This window comes from Ornithinimicrobium faecis (assembly GCF_023923225.1).
GTDB lineage: Bacteria > Actinomycetota > Actinomycetes > Actinomycetales > Dermatophilaceae > Ornithinicoccus > Ornithinicoccus faecis.
In genome coordinates this window covers 2,956,532-2,977,403 of the sequence record NZ_CP099489.1, presented here as the reverse complement: position 1 = coordinate 2,977,403, position 20,872 = coordinate 2,956,532, and the positions used below count along the sequence as shown (strand labels likewise).

14 protein-coding genes are annotated in these 20,872 nt (G+C 68.8%); 9 read left to right on the top strand and 5 right to left on the bottom strand.

The window, feature by feature from the left end:
* Nucleotides 1-106 precede the first annotated feature (106 nt).
* Together NF556_RS13890 and secA are read left to right on the top strand one after the other, a co-directional pair.
* Nucleotides 107-3,454 carry an ExeM/NucH family extracellular endonuclease gene (locus NF556_RS13890; RefSeq protein ID WP_252591510.1) on the top strand — a complete coding sequence of 1,116 codons (3,348 nt, stop codon included), beginning with the start codon at nt 107-109 and terminating at the stop codon, nt 3,452-3,454.
* A gap of 190 nt (nt 3,455-3,644) precedes the next feature.
* Nucleotides 3,645-6,386 carry a preprotein translocase subunit SecA gene (secA, locus tag NF556_RS13885; RefSeq protein ID WP_252591509.1) on the top strand — a complete coding sequence of 914 codons (2,742 nt, stop codon included), beginning with the start codon at nt 3,645-3,647 and terminating at the stop codon, nt 6,384-6,386.
* 62 nt (nt 6,387-6,448) lie between these two features.
* Here secA and NF556_RS13880 read toward each other — a convergent pair whose 3' ends face one another.
* On the bottom strand, nt 6,449-7,042 hold the full coding sequence (locus NF556_RS13880) for an Rv3235 family protein (protein ID WP_252591508.1): 594 nt from the start codon (nt 7,040-7,042) through the stop codon (nt 6,449-6,451).
* On the bottom strand, nt 7,039-7,908 hold the full coding sequence (locus tag NF556_RS13875) for a LysM peptidoglycan-binding domain-containing protein (RefSeq protein ID WP_252591507.1): 870 nt from the start codon (nt 7,906-7,908) through the stop codon (nt 7,039-7,041). Before NF556_RS13875 ends, NF556_RS13880 begins: the two co-directional genes overlap by 4 nt.
* Before the next feature lie 144 nt (nt 7,909-8,052).
* Between NF556_RS13875 and NF556_RS13870 the strand changes: the two genes are divergently transcribed.
* The gene (locus NF556_RS13870; protein ID WP_252591506.1) at nt 8,053-8,619 is read left to right on the top strand and encodes a hypothetical protein; all 567 of its coding nucleotides are present in this window, start codon (nt 8,053-8,055) and stop codon (nt 8,617-8,619) included.
* A 91-nt stretch (nt 8,620-8,710) separates the two neighbouring features.
* On the opposite strand, the gene NF556_RS13865 is transcribed toward NF556_RS13870, so the two are convergent.
* A complete protein-coding gene (locus NF556_RS13865; RefSeq protein ID WP_252591505.1) occupies nt 8,711-8,962 on the bottom strand; it encodes a helix-turn-helix domain-containing protein in 252 nt (83 codons plus the stop codon).
* A gap of 171 nt (nt 8,963-9,133) precedes the next feature.
* On the opposite strand from NF556_RS13865, the gene NF556_RS13860 reads away from it, so the two are divergent.
* The 5 genes from NF556_RS13860 to pruA are packed head-to-tail and all read left to right on the top strand — an operon-like array spanning nt 9,134 to nt 14,755.
* A complete protein-coding gene (locus tag NF556_RS13860; protein WP_252591504.1) occupies nt 9,134-9,805 on the top strand; it encodes an SAF domain-containing protein in 672 nt (223 codons plus the stop codon).
* 4 nt (nt 9,806-9,809) lie between these two features.
* Nucleotides 9,810-11,183, top strand: a complete 1,374-nt coding sequence (locus NF556_RS13855) for a CpaE/TadZ family protein (RefSeq protein ID WP_252591503.1) — start codon at nt 9,810-9,812, stop codon at nt 11,181-11,183.
* Nucleotides 11,184-11,195: 12 nt separating this feature from the next.
* Nucleotides 11,196-12,611 carry a WS/DGAT/MGAT family O-acyltransferase gene (locus NF556_RS13850; protein ID WP_252591502.1) on the top strand — a complete coding sequence of 472 codons (1,416 nt, stop codon included), beginning with the start codon at nt 11,196-11,198 and terminating at the stop codon, nt 12,609-12,611.
* A gap of 14 nt (nt 12,612-12,625) precedes the next feature.
* The gene (locus tag NF556_RS13845; protein ID WP_252591501.1) at nt 12,626-13,069 is read left to right on the top strand and encodes a DUF6912 family protein; all 444 of its coding nucleotides are present in this window, start codon (nt 12,626-12,628) and stop codon (nt 13,067-13,069) included.
* A 57-nt stretch (nt 13,070-13,126) separates the two neighbouring features.
* Nucleotides 13,127-14,755, top strand: coding sequence for an L-glutamate gamma-semialdehyde dehydrogenase (pruA, locus tag NF556_RS13840; protein WP_252591500.1), 1,629 nt, complete (start codon nt 13,127-13,129; stop codon nt 14,753-14,755).
* Nucleotides 14,756-14,854: 99 nt separating this feature from the next.
* Here pruA and NF556_RS13835 read toward each other — a convergent pair whose 3' ends face one another.
* On the bottom strand, nt 14,855-15,358 hold the full coding sequence (locus tag NF556_RS13835) for a DUF2505 domain-containing protein (protein WP_252591499.1): 504 nt from the start codon (nt 15,356-15,358) through the stop codon (nt 14,855-14,857).
* Between the two features lie 9 nt (nt 15,359-15,367).
* Nucleotides 15,368-15,847, bottom strand: a complete 480-nt coding sequence (locus NF556_RS13830) for a hypothetical protein (protein ID WP_252591498.1) — start codon at nt 15,845-15,847, stop codon at nt 15,368-15,370.
* A 163-nt stretch (nt 15,848-16,010) separates the two neighbouring features.
* Here NF556_RS13830 and NF556_RS13825 point away from each other — a divergent pair, with 163 nt between their 5' ends.
* Complete coding sequence (locus NF556_RS13825) at nt 16,011-20,807, top strand: NAD-glutamate dehydrogenase (RefSeq protein ID WP_252591497.1); 4,797 nt, start codon at nt 16,011-16,013, stop codon at nt 20,805-20,807.
* Nucleotides 20,808-20,872: the final 65 nt, after the last annotated feature.

The window sequence follows — 20,872 nt, the reverse complement described above, 5'->3', positions numbered from 1 at the left end:
ACACGGTCCGACGTCACCTGAGGCGCCACCAGACGGGACTAGGGTCCAGGTCAGGTCACTGTTGACCCGGTGGCCTCGCCCTGTCGGACCCGCAGAAGGAACCCACATGTCACAGCACCCACGAAGGTCCCGGGCGGTGGTGGCCTCCGCGGCCTCTCTCGCTGTCGCCGGGCTGCTCAGCCCCGCTGGCGCCCTGGCGCTGACACCGCACACGGCGCAGGCCGAACCCGCTGCCGATGGCGGTCCCGTGATCAACGAGTTCTCCGTGAGCACGAGTGGGGAGGACCTCGAGTTCCTCGAGGTCCTCGCAGACCCTGAGACGGACCTCTCACACCTGACGATCGTCGAGGTCGAGGGTGATGTCGGATCCGATGCTCGCGGGAGCATCGTGAGCAGCCACCAGGTCGGCACCACCGACGCGGCCGGACTCTGGTCGGTGGATCTCGCGACGGGCACGATCCAGAACGGCACACTGACCCTGCTGCTGGTCGAGGGCTTCGCCAACCAGAGCGTGATCGACGCCGACCTGGACGGGACCATCGACGCAGGCACCGGCCTGACCGTGCTCGACTCGGTTGCGGTCAACGGCGGCACCGAGGGGGACCTGGTCTATTCCGAGACGCTCCTCGCTGACGGCTACGACGGAGCAGCGTTCGCCCCCGGCGGCGCCTCGCGCGTCCCGGACGGCACCGACACCGACACGACGGTGGACTGGGTCCGCAACGCCTTCAACAAGGCGGGCGTCGAGGAGGGCGCGACCCCGGCGGTCGGGGAGGCCTGGAACACCCCGGGTGCCCCCAACGAGATCTTCGAGGCCGAGGAGCCGCCGCCCGTCGGGCAGTGCGGTGACCCCGCCACCCCCATCGGTGCCGTGCAGGGCGAGGGTGACGTCACCCCGATGCCCGGCCCGGTGACCATCGAGGGCACCGTCGTCGGTGACTTCCAGGAGGGAGGCTTCGACGGGTTCCACGTGCAGGACGCAGGTGACGACAACCCGGCGACCTCCGACGGCATCTTTGTGTACGCCCCCGGCTCGGACGACATTGCGGTGGGGGACCAGGTCCGGATCGTCGGCACCGCTGGAGAGTTTGAGGGTCTGACTCAGATCAGCGGCTCGCCCGCCATCCTGGTGTGCGCCTCGGGCGTCGACCTCCCCGAGGCGACCGTGTTGGAGTTCCCGCTGACGGCCACCGACCTGGAGCAGGTCGAGAGCATGCACGTCACGTTCCCGGCGGAGCTGTCCATCCTGGAGTTCTTCAACTACGGCCGTTTCGGTGAGGTCGTCGTCGGCACCGGCGACGAGACTGCCCGGCAGTTCCAGCCGACCGCGCTGGCAGACCCGGGCTCGGACCAGGCCATCGCCGTGCGCGACCACAACGCGACGCACCGGATCACGATCGATGACGGGCTCAGCCCGCAGAACCCGCCCTACCTGCGCCACCCAGCAGGTGGACAGTTCACCCTGGAGCACAGCTTCCGTGGCGGTGACACCATCACCGACCTGACCGGCGTCGTGGACTATCGCTTTGAGCTGTTCCGGGTGCAGCCCACGCAGGACGCGGAGTTCACCGAGGTCAACGCACGCCCGACAGCTGTCCCGGATGTCGCCGACGCCACGATGACGGTGGCCTCGTTCAACGTGCTCAACTACTTCACCGACCTCGACGGCCGTGGGGCCGACACCCCCGAGGAGTTGGAACGGCAGGAGACAAAGATCGTCGCCGCCCTCGCCGAGCTGGACGCCGACGTGGTGGGTCTGATTGAGATCGAGAACAATGACGACGTCGCCGTGGCGGCGCTGACCCAGGCGCTCAACGACGCGGTGGGTGCGGGCACCTACGACTACCTCGAGACCGGCACGATCGGCACCGACGAGATCACCACCGCCTTCATCTATCAGGGCGACACGGTGAGCCCGGTCGGTGACTTCGCGACGCTGACGAGCGAGGACGACGAGCGCTTCCTGGACGACAAGAACCGCCCGACCCTGGCGCAGACCTTTACGGAGACGGCCACGGGCGAGTCGGTGACCGTCGCGGTCAACCACCTGAAGTCCAAGGGCTCGGACTGCGAGGACGTCGGTGACCCCGAGGATCCCTGGGCCAGCAACTGCAACGGTGTCCGCACCGACGCCGCGGAGGCGATGGTCGACTGGTTGGCCGAGGACCCGACCGGCACGGGCGCCGAGAACACCCTGGTCATCGGTGACCTCAACTCCTACGACAAGGAGGACCCGATCAACGTCTTCCTCGACGGCGGCTACTCCGACCTGCTGCTGGAGCACCAGGGCGAGCAGGAGTACTCCTACGTCTTCGACGGCCAGCTGGGTTATCTGGACTACGCCCTGGCCAACGAGGCGCTGGCCGACAAGGTGACGGCGACACAGGCGTGGAAGATCAACGCCGACGAGCCGAGCGTTCTGGACTACGACATGTCCTTCAAGCCGGACGAGCAGGATGCCCTGTTCGAGCCCAACGCCTACCGCTCGAGCGACCACGACCCCATCCTGGTGGGACTGGACCTGGCCCCCCTCGTCGTCGAGCCGGAGCCGGTCGACGTCGGCCGGTTGGCTGGCAAGGACCGCTGGGAGACCTCGGCCAACATGGCTGCGGAGTTCGGTGTGGTGGACACGGTCTATCTGGCCAACGGAATCACCTTCCCGGACGCGTTGACCGGCAGCGCTCCCGCGGTCAAGGACGGTGCCCCCGTGCTGCTGACCAAGCCCGACGCCCTGCCCAACGACATCCGAGCCGCGCTCGAGGCCCTGGACCCCGAGCAGGTCGTTGTGCTCGGTGGCCCCGTGGCCATCAGCGACGCGGTGGTGCAGGACGTCGAGACCAGCACCTCTGCGGAGGTGACCCGAGTGGCCGGCGAGGAACGCTACGCAACCGCCGCGGCGATCGCGCAGTCGCGCTTCGAGGCCGAGGACATCGACACCGTCTACGTCGCCTCCGGTCTGAAGTTTGCCGACTCACTGGCAACCGGTCCGCTGGCCGGGATGCAGGACGATCCGATCCTGCTGAGCAAGCCCGGCGACCTGCCGCTGGCGACCATCGCCGCGCTCGAGGCCCTCGACCCCGAGCACATTGTGGTGCTGGGCGGCCCGCTCGCGGTCGGTCCCGAGGTCTACACCGAGCTGGGTGCTCACGCCGACACGATCGAGCGCCTCTCTGGTGGCGACCGCTATGAAACGGCCGCTGCCGTGGCGGAGCGGGTCGGCCCGTCAGAGGACGTCTTTGTGGCGTCCGGCGCGATCTTCCCAGACGCCCTGTCCGGGGCCGCCCTGGCGGGCCTGCACCAGGCACCGTTGCTGCTGACCCGGCCGGACCACCTGCCCGAGGTCACCGGCACCACCCTGCAGGGTCGTGACCCGCAGCAGGTCACCGTCTTCGGTGGCCCGGTGGCGGTCAGCGAGGTCGTCGTGGCAGAGATCGAGGCGCTGTTCACACCGTGATCACGCGCTGAGCCCTGGTGGGGGCGTCGCAGGTCCATCCGACGGCGCCCCCACCGCGGTGTTCGGGGGACAGGGACCGGGCACCGCACCCGCTGACCACCTGGGTTTCGACGCAGGGGCCGCGGCGATTAACCTTGCCCTGAGGTCCGCGTGCGGTTCACGCGGTCACCACAACGCGTCAGGAGTCTTCGTGCCCAAGTTCTTCGAGAAGTTGCTGCGTGCCGGCGAGGGCAAGGCCCTGCGCCGACTGGAGGTTGTCGCGCAGCAAGTCAACGCCCTGGAAGAGGACTTCAAGGGGTTGACCGACGCTGAGCTGCGCGAGGAGACCGACAAGTTCCGGGCCCGCCTGAAGGATGGCGAGAGCCTCGACCAGCTGCTGCCCGAGGCATTCGCTGCCGTGCGGGAGGCCGCCGCCCGCACCATCGGCAAGCGCCACTTCGATGTGCAGATCATGGGTGGAGCGGCCCTGCACCAGGGCAACGTCGCCGAGATGAAGACCGGTGAGGGCAAGACGCTGGTCGCCACGCTGCCGTCCTACCTCAACGCCCTGACCGGTGAGGGCGTCCACGTCGTCACGGTCAACGACTACCTGGCGGAATACCAGGCCGAGCTGATGGGTCGTGTCCACCGGTCCCTGGGCCTGGAGGTCGGCGTCATCCTGTCCAAGATGACTCCGGACCAGCGGCGTGCGGAGTATGCCAAGGACATCACCTACGGCACGAACAACGAGTTCGGTTTCGACTACCTGCGCGACAACATGGCCATGTCGACCAAGGACCTGGTCCAGCGAGGACACCACTTCGCCATCGTTGATGAGGTCGACTCGATCCTGATCGACGAGGCCCGCACCCCCCTGATCATTTCCGGCCCGGCTGATGGCTCGCCGCGGTGGTACACCGAGTTTTCCAAGCTGGCCCAGCGCCTCACCCGTGGTGAGAACGGCGCAGGAGACTACGAGGTCGACGAGAAGAAGCGCACGGTGGGTGTGCTGGAGTCCGGCATTGAGAAGGTCGAGGACTATCTCGGCATCGACAACCTCTACGAGAGCGCCAACACCCCGCTGATCGGCTACCTGAACAACGCGATCAAGGCCAAGGAACTGTTCAAGAACGACAAGGACTACGTCAACGTCGACGGCCAGATCATGATCGTCGACGAGCACACCGGCCGCATGCTCGCCGGTCGTCGCTATAACGAGGGAATGCACCAGGCGATCGAGGCCAAGGAGGGGGTGGAGATCAAGAACGAGAACCAGACCCTGGCCACGGTGACCCTGCAGAACTACTTCCGGATGTACGACAAGCTGGCCGGCATGACGGGCACCGCCCAGACCGAGGCCGCTGAGCTCCACCAGATCTACAAGGTCGGAGTCGTCTCGATCCCGACCAACCGCGAGATGATCCGCAAGGACCAGTCCGACCTGATCTATCGCACCGAGCAGGCGAAGTTCGATGCCGTCGTGGATGACATTGTGGCCCGCAACGACAAGGGGCAGCCGGTTCTGGTCGGCACCACCTCCGTGGAGAAGTCCGAGCTGCTCTCGGAGCAGCTGCGTCGGCGCGGCGTCCCGCACGAGGTCCTCAACGCCAAGCACCACGCCCGGGAGGCCTCGATCGTCGCCGAGGCCGGGCGCAAGGGTGCAGTCACCGTGGCGACCAACATGGCCGGTCGAGGCACCGACATCATGCTCGGCGGCAACCCGGAGTTCCGGGCCGTCGCACACCTGAAGAGCAAGGGCCTGGACCCCGCCGAGACACCGGAAGAGTATGAGGAGGCCTGGGACGAGACCCTGGCCCGGGCCGAGGACGCGGTCAAGGCGGAGTATGAGGAGGTGCACAGCCTCGGGGGCCTGTATGTGCTGGGCACGGAGCGGCACGAGTCACGGCGCATCGACAACCAGCTGCGTGGCCGCGCAGGCCGTCAGGGAGACCCGGGGGAGAGCCGGTTCTATCTCTCCCTCGAGGACGACCTGATGCGCATGTTCAACGCGGCCATCGTCGACCGGGTGATGCAGACCACCGGCATGGACGACAGCGTGCCGATCGAGTCCAAGGTCGTCAGCCGCTCGATCCAGAGTGCCCAGGCACAGGTTGAGGCACAGCACTTCGAGACGCGCAAGAACGTCCTGAAGTATGACGACGTCATGAACCGCCAGCGCGTGGTGATCTATGACGAGCGGCGTCGGGTGCTGGAGGGGCAGGACCTGGAGGACCAGGTCCGCGACTTCATCAACGACGTCGTCGGCGACTACGCCCAGTCGATGCAAGGTGATGAGTTGGAGGGTGAGGAGCGGGACATGAGCCAGGTCCTCACCGAGCTCCGCAGCGTCTATCCGGTCAGCCTCACCGAGGAAGAGTTGGGCCAGGCGGTTGGCGGCACCGGCGGGACCCCAGACGTGCTGATAGAGCAGCTCACCTCGGACGCCCAGCACGCCTATGACGAGAAGGAAGAGGTCGTCGGCCCCGAGCGCATGCGTGATGTTGAGCGTCGCGTGGTGATGCAGGTGCTGGACCGCAAGTGGCGCGAGCACCTCTACGAGATGGACTATCTCAAGGAGGGCATCGGGCTGCGCTCGATGGCACAGCGCGAGCCGATCGTGGAGTATCAGCGCGAGGGCTATCAGTTGTTCCAGGCGATGATGGAGTCGGTCAAGGAGGACACCGTCAGCGCGCTGTTCCGTCTGGAGGTCAAGCCGGCCGAGGGTGCTGCCGATGCACCAGCTGGTGGTCTTGCCGTTCCGTCGGCCCTGGCGGGCCTCGTGGATGCCAAGCCCACCCCGGCCGCTGCCCTGACCTACAGCGCGCCGTCAGAGGACGGTGGGGTGGAGCAGCGTCGTGTCGCCGCGGACGGATCGTCCTCAAGTCGCCCCCGCCCTGCAAAGACCGGCGCCGGCAACCGAGCCGATCGTCGCAAGTCACGCAAGAGCAGCTGACCCGGCAACGCTCCGAGTTGGGTCGACGCGAGTTGGTCGACGTGAGTGGGTCGGCGACCGCCTCAGCCGAGCTCCAGGGCGGTGATCAACCAGCGTCCGTCCACACCGGTCATCCGCAGCGCCAGCGCCCGAACGCGGGTTTGGTGGCTGATCACGGCCGCGACCTCGGCGATGCCGTCTGCCGGTTCGCAGACCCGCAGGGCACGCACCCGGTGGGCGCCGCCTGGTCGTTGATGACGTTGTCGCGCCAGGATGCCCCGGCGGGTGATGCGATCCCTGATGTCGGGGGAGATCCAGCGGCTGAGCTGCCCGGCCGGACGCACACCGTCCATCGCCTCCAGGATCGCGGTGATGAGTCGCTGGGCCCAGGCCTCGGGATCTGGCAGGTCGGCCCGCCCCGTCGATTGGGGACCGAAGAGCTCATCGTGGCCCTCGAGTTGGAAGTCGACGGCAAGGCAGCCCTGGACAAACCGTGGGTCGGGAGCATCGGGGTGCATCCCGCGCGGCAGCGGGGGCGGCTCGTTGTCCGGGATGGGCAGGACACGCAGGTGCCCGCCCCGTGCGCGCGATGGAGCCAGGGCGCTCCGCCGGCGCGGCGCCGCGGCCTCCTGTCCGTCGGCCGGCGCCGCTGCGTGCTCGAGCGGTTGGGCGCTCATGACGCAACCTGTGACGTGGTGCCCAACTCAGCCGGCGGCACCAGCACGGTGCCGGGCAACAGCAGGTGCGGGTCGGCGCCAATGGTGTCGCGATTGGCCTCGTGCCAGCGGGGCCAGGTCTCGGCGATGCTTGCTGCGTCTGCCTCCGGACCCAGGTGCCGCGCGGCAATGTCCCACAGGGTGTCCCCGCCGCGCACGACCACGGTGTCTGGCTCGGCGGTGCCGCGGCTCACCAACTCGATGGCAGCACCGCCCGCGGACGGGTGAGCCGGTGACGTCGTGGGCCGCCAACCCGGCTCGGGGGCGGGCCGAGCCGCAGCGGCCGGTTCTGCTGCCGCCTCCGGTTCTGGCGCAGCCTCCGGTTCCGCTGCCGCCTCCGGTGCAGCCTCTGGAGCAGCCTCAGGGGCAGCCGCTGGGACAGCCGCTGGGGCGCTCGCGGGGGTGGTTGCCACCACTGGTCCGTGCGACTGGGCAACACCCGCTGAGCTGACCACGACGACCGAGCCGACCAGCCCCGCTGCGATCCGTGGCGCCAGGCGGGGAGCAAGGCGGACGGAGACCGTGCGCAGGAGCGCCAGGCGCGAGCCAGGCAGCGCCGAGGCAGCCCCCAGCAGGAGCAGCAGCGACAACCACGCCGCGATGAGGGCTGCGGCGCCCACAGCGAGCACCTCCAGCCCCAGCGCCGGGGGGACCAGCCCCTCCCGCGTCGACCCGAGCACAGCCGTGGCGTGCCGGGCGCAGACCACGCCAAGGAGTCCACAGCCTGCGGACAGGGCCGCGCCGAGCATCCCCGCCCAGAGACCCACGCGGTCAACCGGGACCGACCGATCCGGTGGTGCACCCGTCCTGTCGTTGCGTCGTTCCATGGCCCGCCCTCCCGTGTCATGCGTTCGTTTGCGTTCATTAGCGTTCATTACGAATCATTAGAGCGCAGTATGAGATTGTGCGCAAGAGGTGCCATCGGCTGTGGATAACCACGATGGCCAGCCGGACTCGGGCACAATCGGCGCATGCGGTGGACCGATCTGTTCGACGACCTGGAAGCACAACTGGCAGCCCAGCAGGCCGCGGAACTGCGCGGGGAGGTCGTGGAGCACACGCGGGCCAACCTGGGACGGGTCGCTCTCAGCGAGCGCTATCTGGCCGACCTGGGGCGGGCCGTCCGGCTGGTGCTGCGCGGTGGCCCGGTGCTTGAGGGAACGCTCACCGAGATCGGCCGGGAGTGGATCGTGCTGGAGCATCAGGACTCGTCCCGTGTCCACGAGTCGCTCGTGGTGACCGCCAGTGTCGTCACCATCCAGGGACTCTCGGGTCGTTCGGACCCGGGCCGGACAGGGCAGGTGCAGCGCTCGCTGGGACTCCGGCAGGTGCTGCGCGCGCTCAGCCGGGACCGGTCAGTGGTGCGCGTGCACCTGGTTGAGGCGGCAACGCTCACCGGGACCATCGACCGGGTCGGTGCTGATCACCTGGATCTGAGTGCCCACCCGGCGGACCTGCCACGTCGCACCCGGGAGATCCAGTCTCGCGTCACGGTGCCCTACGCGGCCCTGGCCTGCGTCAGCAGACAGGGCGACTGACCTGGGCGACTGACCTGGGCAACCGACGTGAGTGACTGACGTGGGCGGCTGACGGGGGCGACCGACGTGGCGATGCCGTCGCTGGCGCAGGTCACAGGTCGTCGTTGTCGTCCGTGCTGGGGCCGGCGTCCACCTCGTCGCCGAGCTGGGCGATCGACTCTCGAGTCTGCGCATACATCCGCTGGATGTAGTCCTCGAGCATGCTGGCCTCGACTCGCCAGACTCCCCGGCCACCGATCTTCAGCGCGGGCAGCGCACCGCTGCGCACCAGGGCCTTGGTCTGCGCCATCGAGACATTCAGCGTCTCGGCGACATCGGTGAGGGTGAGGAACCGACTCTCCAACGGGCTGCTCCGTCCGGGTGACACAGTTCGCCAGGTGGCGAACCTTGACGTGGATTTTACCTGCTGCGGGTGGTCCATGGATCAGCCTGTGGACAAGATGAACGGCACCCGGGCTGGGGACACTACCGTGTCGTCAGTTGGATGAGTCGACGCGACAGGGGAGATGCGAGGGTGCAGACCACAAGTCCCGAGCGCGATCAGGTCAGCCGGGCGCGACGTCTGCGCCGGCCCAGCTGGCGCGACACCAGGCTGCTGGTCGGGGTGCTGCTGGTCCTGCTGGCGGTCGCCGGCGGCGTCCGCCTGGTGACCGAGCTCGACGAGACCACACCGGTGTATGCCGCGGCTCACCCGATCCTGCCCGGCCAGGAGGTTGCTGCTGAAGACCTGGTGACGGTCAGCGTGCGGATGGAAGCGGCGATGTCCCACTATGTGGACGCCACGCAGCCGCTCGCCGCCGGAACGGTCGCCCTGCGGCAGGTGGCAGAGGGGGAGCTGGTCCCCTCTGGCGCGCTGGGCTCCGCCAGTGAGGCGCGGGACAAGACGGTCACGGTGCCGGTCGACCCGGCCAGTGCCCAGACCCTGACCATCGGGACGGTCGTCGACCTGTGGGTGAGCCGGCAGGACCCCGAGCAGGCCGGCACGGCCTATGGGGAGCCGGAGCTGCTGCTGAGCAGCGCGGTCATCGCTCGCACCCCCAGCACGGGCAACGGTCTGGGGATGGGGGTCGGGCGGGCCGCGGTCCAGGTCGTCGTCCCGGCGGATCAGGTGGGGGCCGTGATCTCCAGCGTCGACCAGGACGCGAAGGTCACCCTGGTGCCTGCTCCGGGCAGCTCCGGGTCGTGAGCCGATGAGTCTGCCCCTGCTCACGGCCGTCACGCCACGGTTCGAGGCCGAGCTGGTCACCAAACTCGGCAGCAGCCGGTCCGTGCACGTGGTGCGGCGGTGCGCCGACCTCGCGGAGCTGTTGGGGGCAGCAGCAGCGGGGGTGGGACGTGTGGCCGTCGTCTCGGCCGAGTTGCGGGGGCTGGAACGCAGCGCCATCCGCGAGCTGCACGAGCGTGACCTGCTCGTCCTGGGCGTGCACCGACCCGGTGACGAGCCAGGGGAGCGGATGCTGCGGCGCTGGTCGGTGCCGGTGGTGGTGCCCGCAGACGCGGACCAGGCACAGCTCGACGCGGCCCTGGCCGAGCTCCTCGACGCCGGGCACGCACCCGATGACGCCACCGCGGATCACACCACCGCGGATCACACCACCGGTGACCAGGACGTGCGCGAGGCCGCCGACGAGGTGACCACTCCGCATACTGCTGCACCGGGTGACGGGGCGCGAGGGCGACCCGAGCGCACACCAAGCAGGTCGCAGGAGGGGCCGGACGCGGAGGGCCGCGTCGTGGCCGTCTGGGGCCCGGTGGGTGCGCCGGGACGCAGCACCGTCGCCGTCAACCTGGCCGCCGAGCTCGCGGAGCCGGGACAACCGGTGATCCTCGCTGACCTGGACACCTATGGCGCCTCGGTCGCCCAACTGCTGGCGGTGCTGGACGAGGCGCCCGGGGTCGCGGCGGCCGCCCGGGCCGCTGACCAGGGCAACCTCAACCCCGCCGTGCTGAGCACCATGGCGCCCGAGGTGGCACCCGGGCTGCGGGTGCTCACCGGGATGCCACGCCCCGACCGGTGGACTGAGCTGCGCGAGCACGCCCTTGCCGACGTGCTCGCCGCCTGTGTGCAGAGTGTGCCGCTGACGGTGCTGGACACGGGGTTCTGCCTGGAGGCCGATGAGGAACTGAGTTTTGACACTGCGGCCCCGCGCCGCAACGGGGCGACCCTGGCAGCGCTGGAGGCTGCCGACGAGGTGGTCGTTGTCGGAGCGGCCGACCCAGTGTCCCTGCAGCGGTTGGTGCGCGGACTGGACCAGTTAGCGGAGGTCACCGATGCGCGGACCACGGTCGCAGTGAACAGGCTGCGCGCCGGTGCCGTGGGGCGAGACCCCACCCGACGGGTGCGGGAGGCCCTGGAGCGTTTCGCGGGGGTCACGGACGTCGTCCTGGTCGCCGATGACCAGTCGGGTGTCGATGCAGCTGTGCTCGCCGGACAGACACTGCGCGAGGCACGACCCAGCAGCCCGGCCCGCGCGGGGCTGCGCGAGCTCGCCACCCGGGTCAGCGGCCGTGTCCTGACGCCACCGCGAGGTGGCCGACTGGCGCGCCGGACCGGCAGCATCTGACACGATGGGCCCGTGCTAGATCGCCTCACTCCGGTGGACTCATCGTTCCTCTACCTCGAGGGACCGGCCACGGCCATGCATGTCGGCTCGGTGCTGGTCTTCGACATGCCGGAGGAGGGCTTCGACCACGACACCCTGCTGGACCTCGTGTCCAACCGGGTCGCCTACGTGCATCGCTATCGCCAGCGCGTGCGACAGGTGCCAGCTGGGCTCGGCGGGCCCGTCTGGGTGGACGACGCAGACTTCGACCTGAGCTATCACGTGCGTCGCTCCGGGCTGCCCCGTCCCGGGACGGTGGAGCAGCTCTCCGAGTTCGTGGCTCGCGTCCAGTCCCGCCAGCTGGACCGGAGCCGGCCGTTGTGGGAGATCTACCTGGTCGAGGGGCTTGAGAACGACCGCTTCGCCCTGGTCAGCAAGACGCATCAGGCCATGGTCGACGGCATCCATGGCCTCGACATCGGCCAGGTCATCCTGGACGAGGCACCGACCGACGTCGTGCCCATCGTGCAGACGTGGAGTCCCTCGCCCGAGCCCAGCGACGTTGAGCTGATGACCCGCTCGGCGATCACCACGGTCACCTCACCGCGACGCCTGTGGGACGGCGTGCGCGCAGGCGTGACCGACCTGCGGCACACCGGCAGCAAGGTCGTCGAGGTCGCCCAGCAGGCCGGCACAGCCCTCGTGCGCACAGCAGCCAGCCCGACCCCCGACACCCCGCTCAACACCCCAGTCGGCTCGACGCGCAGGGTGGCGCTCATCGACCTGGACCTGGACGACTTCCGCCAGGTCCGCAGCCGCCGTTTCGGGGCCGGTGACCTGGGACACGTCACCGTCAACGACGTCGTCCTCGCCACGCTGACGGGGGCCCTGCGGGAGTGGCTGATGACGCGCGGGGAGCCGATCAGCTCCTCCAGCACCCTGCGGGCCATGGTCCCGTTGTCCGTCGAGGACGGCCAGGTCGAGTCGCGCGTTGGTGGTCCGGTCGTCGCAGCGTTTGTCGACCTGCCGGTCGGTGAGCCCAGTCCGGTCATGCGGCTCCAGCAGGTCAGCTATCGGATGGCCAAGCAACTGCGCGACGGGCAGGCCATCGGTGCAGCTGGCATCGCGGGGCTGGCCGGGTTCGCTGCCCCCACGCTGCACTCGATGGCCGCCCGGGCAGCCAGTGCCATGTCGCGGCGTGTCTTCAACCTGGTGATCAGCAACGTGCCCGGACCGCAGGAGGCCCGCTTCGCCGGGCCAGCTCGGTTACGAGCGACCTACCCCGTCATCCCGCTCGCTCAGCGTCAGGCGCTGGCCATCGGCCTGACGTCCTACGACGGCCGGGTCCACCTCGGACTCAACGCCGACCGCGAGGCCATGCCCGACCTCAACGTGCTGGCTGAGTGCATCGACTCAGCGCTCGCCGAACTCGTCGCTGCCGACGACTGAGAAGGAGAATCGACATGGTGCAGATTGCCCAACAGATCCGCTGCTACCTCCCGCTCACCGCCGAGCGTGCCAGCGAGTTGCACGAGCAGGGGTCCCTGGTCGGTGACCTGGTGGCCTTCGTCGTCACCGAGTCGGTGCGCCGCTCGGACCCCGGGGGAGACGAGGAGGCCTGGGAGTATGCCGCGTTGCAGGACGCCGCTGTCTACTGCCAGCAGGAGGGGGTGCCAGTCCTCGTCGCGGCCGCCGACGTGGGACGCGACACCATTGACGACGCCGCGCCGCTGGGCTCACGGGTGATCGTGCACGGGCCGGTGAGCCTGCCGCGCATCGCCTCCCTGCATGTTGGTGACGACCTGTTGGGGGAGGACGCTGCCGTCTCGACGGACGCTGAGGTGATCGAGCTGTCCTGGTATGACGCCACCGAGCTCGCCGATGTGCGTTCCCTGCTGTCCTCCTGAGAGCATGAGGACGAGCCTCGACGACGAGATCACCCAACCCACTGGAGGAGCAGACCAATGGATGCCGTGACGACGGTCCCCGACCCGATCAACGAGCCGGTCAGGGACTATGCCCCGGACAGCCCCGAGCGGGTGGAGCTGGAGGCGGCGCTCGCTGAGATGGCGGCCACGCCTGTCGATCTCCCGCACGTGATCGGTGGCGAGCAGGTCACCGGTGGCGGTGAGGCCATCGACGTCGTCCAGCCGCACGCCCACGCCGAGGTGCTCGGCACCCTGCGCAACGCGCAGGCAGCCGACGCGACGGCAGCCATCGACGCCGCGCGGGAGGCCGCTCCTGCCTGGGCAGCCATGGACTATGACGACCGCGCGGCCATCCTGCTGCGTGCAGCGGAGCTGCTGGCGGGCCCGTGGCGCTCGCGGATCAATGCCGCCACCATGCTCGGCCAGTCCAAGACGGCCACCCAGGCCGAGATTGACTCCGCCTGTGAGCTGATCGACTTCTGGCGTTTCAACGTCCACTACGGGCGGCAGATTCTCGCGGACCAGCCGATCCGCAACGCGCCCGGCGTGTGGAACCGCACTGATCAGCGACCGCTCGAGGGGTTCGTCTACGCCGTCACCCCGTTCAACTTCACGGCGATCTCAGGCAACCTGCCGACCGCTCCGGCCCTGATGGGCAACACGGTCCTGTGGAAGCCGGCGACCACCCAGCAGCGCGCGGCCTCCGTGGTGATGGACGTGCTCATGGAGGCCGGGATGCCCCCGGGAGTGATCAACATGGTCACCGGGCACGGGCCAGAGGTCTCCGACGTTGCCCTGTCGCACCGAGACCTCGCCGGCATTCACTTCACCGGCTCCACGCGGGTCTTCCAGATGCTGTGGGGCACGATCGGCAGCAACATCGCCAACTACCGCTCCTACCCGCGGATCGTCGGGGAGACCGGTGGCAAGGACTTCGTCGTGGCCCACCCGTCGGCGGACCTGGACGTGCTGCGCACCGCGCTGGTGCGTGGCGCCTTTGAGTATCAGGGTCAGAAGTGCTCCGCCGCCTCTCGCGCCTACATCCCCCAGTCCCTGTGGGACCAGCTGCGCGACGAGCTGGCCGAGATCACGGACTCGCTGCCGGTGGGCGACGTGCGCGACCTGAGCAATTTCATGGGCGCGGTCATCGACGACCGGGCGTTCGCCAAGCACAAGGACGTCCTCGACCGGGCCAAGGCCGACGACTCGGTGAAGATCATCGCCGGTGGCACCTACGACGACTCCGAGGGCTACTTCGTGCGGCCAACAGTGCTGGAGGTCAGCGACCCCACGCACGACACCTTCACCACGGAGTATTTCGGACCGATCCTGGCCGTGCACGTCTATCCCGACGACCAGTTCGAGGAGACGCTGACCCAGATGGAGTCCGTGGCGGACTACGCCCTCACCGGTGCGATCATCGCCCGGGACCGTGCGGCGGTGGCGCTGGCGACCGACAAGCTGCGTTTCGCCGCGGGCAACTTTTACATCAACGACAAGCCGACCGGTGCCGTGGTGGGCCAGCAGCCCTTCGGTGGCGCCCGCGCCTCCGGCACCAACGACAAGGCCGGCTCCATGCAGAACCTGATGCGGTGGAGCAGCGCCCGGTCCATCAAGGAGACCTTTGTGGCCGCGACCGACTGGCGCTATCCGCACATGGGGTGACGCCCGGCGAACGGTGATCACGCGAGAACGGCCGCGAGACGAGGGAACTCCTCGTCTCGCGGCCGTTCCGCAGTTCAGGCCAGCGCCACAGGCTGGGTGTCAGGCCGGATTCTGCTCGAACCACTCCGGCGAGAGCTTGGCCTCGAGGCGCAGCGCCCGGGCCAGCACGGGAGCGACCGCGGCCTCGACCTTGCCGCCGATGAACGGGACGTTGGCCTTGAGCTCTCCCTCGACGGTGTGCTCGGTGCCAGCACCGCCAGCAGCCAGGAACACACTGCCGGACATGCTGACCGGGGTCCGTGGGATCTCGACGTGGAGCGAGGCCGTGTGACCACCGTCCTCGTCGCTGGTCAGGCCCCACACCTGGGTCTCCACGACATCAACCGCATCGCCCACGAACTTGCGGGCGAAGTCAGGGAACCCCTCGGTGGGCAGGCGGCGACGGGTGACGATCGTGCGGGCGTCATCCTCGACCTCGATGGCGACCTCGTGCTCCAGCGCGCCGCTGCGAGCGCACTTGAGCTCCTGGTATTCGGGGGAGCAGATCATGTCGAACACCTGCTGTGGCGTCGCGTCGTGCTCGACGGTCTCGTGGATCCTCATGGGATCACTTTAGGACGACTGGCCGTCCAGGAGAGCCGTGGCGCGGCGGAGTGACCGCAGGAATCGCTGGCGCATCACGGGTGGCTGCTCGTGGGGAAGGTCCTGCACCAGGTCCTGCAGGCCGTTGGCGAGCTGGCGCAGGCAGCGGGCAACCTGCTCTGCCAGGGGCTGGGAGCCCACCGCGTCGAGGTGGGCCGCGGCCCGGTGACACCGGCTCGCGAGCGCCGAGCACGAGGCCGCGTCGGCGGTGCCCAGGTCGGCTGGTCCTGTGGCGGGTGCAGGGAGAGCCCCGTCGGGTGGCGGATCGGGGACCGGGAGGTTGCGCGAGGGAGCATCGCGGCCCTGGGTCACGTCGACCACAGCGTCCACGACGCGGTCCAGGAGGTGACGCAGTTGAGCCTCTGTCGCAGGATCGCCCAGGTGTGCCCCCGCTGTGCTCAGCTCCTCGGCCACGCCGAGCAGAGCCAGGGGAGAGGGAGGCGCCGACATGCGCACACCCTACGGTCGCCCGGTGACAGGCGGGCGCGGTTGTCCACCGACCCACCGGGGCACTGGCCCCGACCTGCTCAGGGACGCGGTGGGGGATAGGCTCTGAGCGGCGCTCGACGAGGTGCGCCGACGCGGCACGCAACCACAGGAGACTGGCCTGATCATGTCGTTCGAGGACACGCTGCTCGATCGGTTCTACCGACACGTTTCGCACACCACACTGCAGGGACGGGAGCAGGAGGTGCGACAGGCGATTCTGCGTCAGGTCGCCGGGCTCTCCTCTGACCGGCAACCGGACACCACCGAGGTGCGCGTCTTCAACCCCTCCCGGGCGGACGATGGCTGGACCTCCCGGCACACGGTCGTCCAGGTCGTCACCGACAACATGCCGTTCCTGGTCGACTCGGTCCTCGGCGAGCTCAACCAGCACGGGCTGTCCGTGCACCTGCTGGTCCACCCTCAGATCGTGGTTCGGCGCACCGCCGAGTCCTGTGAGGTGCTCGACATTGACGCCGCGGATGCCGGGCCCGAGGACACCGTCGAGTCCTGGATGCACCTGGAGATCGACCGGCTGCCCAGAGAAGCCTCGCGTGAGGATCTCCAGGCCCGCCTCAAGGCTGTCCTGGAGGACGTGCGCAGAGCCTGCCGAGACTGGCCGGCCATGCGGGAGAAGGCGCGGAGCATCATCGCCGAGCTTCAGGCCGGGGTGCCCGACTCTGTGGACCCCGCGAGCGTGGAGCCCACGATCGAGTTCCTCACCTGGTTGGAGGACAACCACTTCACCTTCCTGGGTTACCGCGAGTACGAGCTGGTCGAGGTCGACGGGACCGAGGCGCTGCGCTCGGTGCCCGAGACCGGCCTGGGGATCCTGCGCACGCAGCCGGGGCACCAGGGCAGCGTGAGCCACCTGCGCCCCGAGGCCGTCGCGACCGCCCGGGAGCCTCGCCTGCTGACGATCACCAAGGCCAACTCGCGGGCCACCGTGCACCGCCCCGTCTATCTCGACTACGTCGGCGTGCGCACGTTTGACGAGCAGGGTGCCGTCGTGGCCGAGCGCCGCTTCCTGGGACTGTTCACCCAGAGTGCCTACGCCGAGTCGGTGACCCGGCTGCCGGTCATCGGCAGCAAGGTGCGTGCCATCCTGGACCGCAGCGGCTATGCCTCGGACAGCCACTCCGGCAAGGATCTGATGGGAGTCCTGGAGAACTACCCCCGGGACGAGCTCTTTCAGGCCGACATCGACTGGCTGTCCGACAGCGCCAACGAGGTGCTCCACCTGCAGGAGCGCCGTGGGTCCCGCCTGCTGGTCCGCAAGGACGAGTTTGGCCGCTTCGTGTCGATCCTGATGTTCATGCCCCGGGACCGGTTCAACACGGCCGTGCGGTTGCGCATCCAGGGGTTGCTCAAGGATGCGTTCGGCGCCGAGACCGTCGACTACACCACCAAGGTGGGGGATGCCGCACTGGCCCAGGTGCACTATGTGCTGCGGATGCCGGCCGGGTCCAACATCCCCGACGTCGATGCGCAGGCCCTCGAGGCACGGGTCCAGGACGCGATGCGCACCTGGGAGGAAAAGCTCACCGACGTCGTCCAGGAGCACGAGGAGGACGAGACCGTCGGGGACACGGCCGCGAGTTTCTCGGCCGCCTTCCCAGAGGGCTACAAGGAGGACTTCGACGCGTCGACCGCCTATGCCGACCTGGCGCGTATCCGCTCGGTGGTCGAGGACCCGAAGCGGGGGATGCGCCTGCACCTGTATGCCGAGGACGGGGCACCGCCGGAGGAGCGCCGGCTGAAGCTCTACCGGCAGGACGCCATGACCCTGACCGAGGCGATGCCGATCTTCAGTCACCTCGGGGTTGAGGTCACCGACGAGCGGCCCTACGTCGTGGAGGAGGAGGCCGATGAGATTGCCATGCGCATCTATGACTTCGGCCTCAGGGCCAAGGACGCCCAGGTCTGGGAGAGCGACGACCTGCGCACGGAAAAGGAGGTTGCCGCCGACTTCGAGGAGGCCTTCTCCGTGGCCTGGAGCAGGCAGGGTGAGAGTGATGGCCTGAACAATCTGGTCCTGGACGCGGACCTGTCCTGGCGCTCCGTCGTCATCCTGCGCACCCTGGTGCGTTACCTGCGTCAGGTGGGTGCGTTCAGCCTCGACTACCTGGAGTCGGCTCTGGTGGCCAACCCGCACATCGCCAGGATGGTCGTGGAGCTGTTCACCGTCCGCTTCGACCCCGCGACCGGGGCGGACAACGCGGCCCGGGACGAGGAGGCCGCCGCAGTCATCGACCGGATCAACGAGGCGCTCAACGAGGTGGCCAGCCTCGACCAGGACCGGATCATTCGCCAACTGGTCTCGGTGGTCGAGGGCACCCTGCGGACCAACTTCTACCAGCTGGACGAGGACGGCAGGGCCAAGACCCACGTCTCGCTCAAGCTCAGCCCGCGCGACATCGACGGACTGCCCGACCCCCGGCCGGCCTTTGAGGTCTGGGTCTACGCGCCGCGCATCGAGGGTGTGCACCTGCGCTTCGGCGCGGTCGCCCGCGGCGGGCTGCGCTGGAGCGACCGCCGCGAGGACTTCCGCACGGAGGTGCTCGGTCTGGTCAAGGCGCAGATGGTCAAGAACGCGGTCATCGTGCCCACCGGCTCCAAGGGTGGCTTTGTGGCCAAGCAGCTGCCCGACCCCAAGGACCGCGAAGCCTGGCTCAACGAGGGCATCGGCTGTTACAAGATCTTCATCAAGGGACTGCTGGACGTCACCGACAACCGGGTCGATGGCGACATCGTGGCCCCCGACAACGTCGTGCGCCGCGACGGGGACGACAGCTATCTGGTGGTCGCTGCCGACAAGGGCACCGCCAAGTTCAGCGACATCGCCAACGGGGTCTCCCGGGAGTATGGCTTCTGGCTGGACGACGCCTTCGCCTCCGGCGGGTCCGCAGGCTATGACCACAAGGGCATGGGGATCACCGCCCGCGGCGCCTGGGAGTCGGTCAAGCGGCACTTCCGCGAGCTGGGCCACGACACCCAGTCGCAGGACTTCACTGCGGTCGGCATCGGCGACATGAGCGGTGACGTCTTCGGCAACGGCATGCTGCTGTCCGAGCACATCCGTCTGGTGGCTGCGTTTGACCACCGGCACGTCTTCCTCGACCCCACCCCGGAGGCCGCGACCTCTCACCCCGAGCGGCAGCGGCTCTTCGACCTGCCCGGATCCAGCTGGGCCGACTACGACACCTCGCTGATCAGTGAGGGTGGCGGGGTCTATCCCCGGTCGGCCAAGGCGATCCCGATCAGCAGCCAGGTGCGCGAGGCCCTGGGGCTGCCGGAGGGCACCACCTCGCTGACGCCCAACGAGTTGCTCTCCGCCGTGCTCAAGGCGCCGGTCGACCTGCTCTGGAACGGCGGCATCGGCACCTACGTGAAGTCCGAGCAGGAGACCCACTCAGAGATCGGCGACCGGGCCAACGACGCCATCCGGATCAACGGCGGAGACCTGCGGGTCAAGGTCGTGGGAGAGGGCGGCAACCTCGGCTTCAGTCAGCGCGGCCGCATCGAGGCGGCTCTGGCCGGGGTGCACATCAACACCGATGCGATCGACAACTCCGCCGGTGTGGACACCTCCGACCACGAGGTCAACATCAAGATCGCCCTCGCCCCCGTAGTCGCTGCCGGTGACCTGTCACTGGAGCAGCGTGACGAGCTCCTCGCCTCGATGACCGACGAGGTGGCCGCGACGGTGCTGCGGACCAACTACGAGCAGAACGTCCTGATCGGCAACTCCCGCGACCAGGACGGTGTGATGGCGCCGGTGCACCGGCGCCTGATGGACCACCTGGCCGAGCACGCCGGTCTCGACCGTGACCTCGAGTTCCTCCCGGACGACCGGGGGATGCAGACGCACGAGAGCAACGGCACCGGTCTGACCTCGCCGGAGTTCTCCGTGCTCGTCGCCTACTCCAAGCTCAACCTGAAGGCCGAGCTGACCGAGTCCGACCTGCCGGACTTCCCGTTCTTCGAGGATGCCCTGCGGGACTACTTCCCGGCCCCGCTGCGCGAGCGGCTCGGGGACGGCCTGGGGGAGCACCCGCTGCGGCGCCAGATCATCGTCAACGACCTGGCCAACGCCATGGTCAACCGGGGCGGCATCACGTTTGCGTTCCGGTGCACCGAGGAGACCGGCGCCACGGTGCCGCAGATCGCGCGCGCCTTTGTCGTGTGCCGCGAGGTCTTCGACATGAGCGGGTTCATGGAGGCTGTCGAGGCGCTGGACAACCAGGTGTCGACGCAGCTGCAGACCAAGCTCTATCTGGAGTTCCGGCGGCTGATGGACCGCAGCGTGCGGTGGTTCCTCAACAACCAGTCCCTCACGGGGCAGCTGGACCACGAGATCGCCCGGTTCACCGAGCCGGTGCGCACGCTGCGCACGCAGCTGGGTGGGCACCTGCAGGCGGCGGAGCGGGAGCGCTTCGAGCAGCAGGCGGAGGAGGCCCGCAGCAACGGAGTCCCCGAGGACCTGGCGCTCTGGTATGCCGGGTTGCTGGACTCCTTCTCCGTGCTCGACATCGTGGAGCTTGCCGAGGAGACCGGTCGGTCCCTGGAGGAGACGGCGGCGCACTACTTTGCGGTCTCCGAGCGGTTCCGCATCGACGCCCTCCTCAACTGGGTCGGGGAGCTGCCCCGGCAGGACCGCTGGGACAGTCTGGCCCGAGGTGCGATGCGCGACGATCTCTATGGCGTGCTGAAGGCCCTGACCCGCACGGTCCTGAGCAGCTCCGAGAGCGCTGGCCAGGATGGCGATGTGCTCGCGGCGTGGAGCGACGCCAACTCCGAGGCGCTGACCCGTGTCCGGCAGGTGCTGAGCAACGTCGACCGGCTCGAGGCGCCCGGCATGGGCCCATTGTCGGTCGCGCTGCGAGCGCTGCGTGGTCTGGTGCGCCAGGGCAGCAGCAACTGACCACGCGCAGGTCACGGAGCCGACGACTCACCCGGACTCAGCGTGGACCCGGCCCCGGATGCTCG